The organism is Sandarakinorhabdus sp. (genome assembly GCF_031422795.1).
Classification (GTDB): Bacteria; Pseudomonadota; Alphaproteobacteria; order Sphingomonadales; family Sphingomonadaceae; genus Sandarakinorhabdus.
Genome location: NZ_JANPML010000152.1, coordinates 1 through 2,137 on the forward strand (window position 1 = coordinate 1; position 2,137 = coordinate 2,137).

Consider the following 2,137-nt stretch of genomic DNA (forward strand, 5'->3'; position numbering starts at 1 on the left):
AATCGTCTGGTCGATGCGACCAAAGTGCTTGTTGCTGAAGTCGGCGTCGAGCTTGACCTCTTCGGTGCGCTCGGCCTCGACACAGATGGCGGCCATGATCTCGACCGTTTCGACCGGGTACTTGCCGGCCGCGGTTTCGGCGCTCAGCATCACCGCGTCGGTGCCGTCGAGCACGGCGTTGGCCACGTCGCTGACCTCGGCGCGCGTGGGCACCGGGTTGACCATCATCGACTCCATCATCTGGGTGGCGGTGATGGTCAGCTTGTCGAGCGAGCGGGCCAGCTTGATCATGCGCTTTTGCAACGCCGGCACCGAGGCGTTGCCGACCTCGATGGCCAGGTCGCCGCGCGCCACCATGATGCCGTCGCTGGCGCGCACGATGCTCTCCAGCACCGGAATCGCCTCGCTGCGCTCGATCTTGGCGATCAGCCCCGGCTTGTGGCGCCACGGCTCGCCGGCCACGTTGGCCAACTGGCGCGCCATCTCCATGTCGGTGGCGTTCTTCGGGAAACTCACCGCCAGGTACTCGGCCTGGAAGGACATCGCCGTCTTGATGTCTTCCATGTCCTTGCCGGTCAGGGCAGGTGCCGTCAGGCCGCCGCCCTGCTTGTTGATGCCCTTGTTGTTGGACAGCACGCCACCGACCTTGACCGTGGTGTGAACCTGCTCGCCGCGCACGTCATCGACAACCAACACCAACAGGCCGTCGTTGAGCAGCAGCGTGTCGCCGGGTTTCACATCGCGCGGCAGCTCCTTGTAGTCGAGGCCGACACTGTCGTTGTTGCCGAGTTCCTGGCGCCCGCCGTCGAGCACGAACTTCTGCCCGACGACCAGATCGGTCTTGCCGCCCTCGAACTTGCCGACGCGGATTTTCGGGCCCTGCAGGTCGGCCATGATGGCCACCGAGCGGCCGCAGCGGTCGGCCGCGGCCCGCACCATGGCAGCCCGGTCGATATGGTCCTGCGCCGTGCCGTGCGAGAAGTTCAGCCGCACCACGTCAACCCCGGCGTTGATCAGGCGCTCGAGCATGTCGGGCGTGTTGGATGCGGGGCCGAGGGTGGCGACGATCTTGGTTTGGCGCGGCATGGCAGCATGGACCTGAATGGACACCGCACGATTATCGTCCGCGCCATCGGGCCGCTACGTCACAACCCGCGCCGTGCGTCAATTCAGCGCCCGAAAGGGCCGCCGGTCTCGCACGTCACGCCAGGGAGTCCCTCAGTTTCTTGTCAGCGCGCGATGGTCGCGGCGGCGATGGCGTGAAGGAAGCGATCCACGCCATCCGCTGGTGCAGAAGGTGATGGCGGCGACGCGCGCCCGAGCCGCCGCCTGAACGAAGCGTCTTGGGGGCCATGGCGCTCAGCGCCGTGCCCGTGCGATGAGTCCGGCCACGGCCAGCACCAGGACCAGGATGATCGTGTTGGACACCAGCCCCGCGAGGATGGCGTCGGTGAAACTGGCCGATGAACTTGGCAGGGTGGCCGGAAGCATCACCGCCACAAACACCACACCCAAGACCAGCGGGAGCACGCGCCCCGTCACGGCAGCGGTTCTGTGCATCGTGTAGACCAGAGCGATGATCAGCCCGATGCGGAACAGGTCGGTCAGTTGCGAAAGCACGAGATCGATCAAAACAGAATCTCCTTGGCCACAAACGAAACGGGCCGAGGACTCTACGAGACCCCGGCCCGGCCATTGCCATGTGTTTACATGGGCCTATTTATCGCTGTCACCAGCGAAGATGTCTTTCTTGTGGGTTCCACCCGGCACGAACAGCGTGCCGACGATCACCGTCATGACGGCAATCACGATCGCGTACCACAGGCCCGAGTAGATGTTGCCGGTCTGGGCCGAGATCGCAAAAGCAGTTGCCGGCATCAGGCCACCGAACCAGCCATTGCCGATGTGATACGGCAACGACAGCCCAGAGTAGCGGATGCGGGTCGGGAACAGTTCAACCAGCATCGCGGCGATCGGGCCGTAGACCATCGTCACCAGGATCACGAGGTAGGTCAGGATCAGGATGATCGTGAGCTTCTGTGCCGTGAAGATGTCGACGAAGTTCTGAGCCTTGGCGATGGTCGTGTTGTCGGCCGGCACCATGGGGTAACCGGCCTGCTTCAGTGCTGCATTCAGG

3 protein-coding genes are annotated in these 2,137 nt (G+C 64.3%); all 3 read right to left on the reverse strand.

All coding sequences use genetic code 11. From position 1 onward, the window contains the following. The coding region (gene pyk / locus RMO81_RS05600; protein ID WP_310474783.1) for a pyruvate kinase at positions 1-1,110 on the reverse strand (1,110 nt) is incomplete at its 3' end. Positions 1,111-1,359: 249 nt separating this feature from the next. Next, entirely contained in the window at positions 1,360-1,632 is a 273-nt protein-coding gene (locus RMO81_RS05605) for a hypothetical protein (protein ID WP_310474784.1), read from the reverse strand. A gap of 84 nt (positions 1,633-1,716) precedes the next feature. Continuing rightward, positions 1,717-2,137 (reverse strand): MFS transporter (locus RMO81_RS05610; RefSeq protein WP_409049587.1); only part of this gene is annotated, 421 nt, incomplete at its 5' end.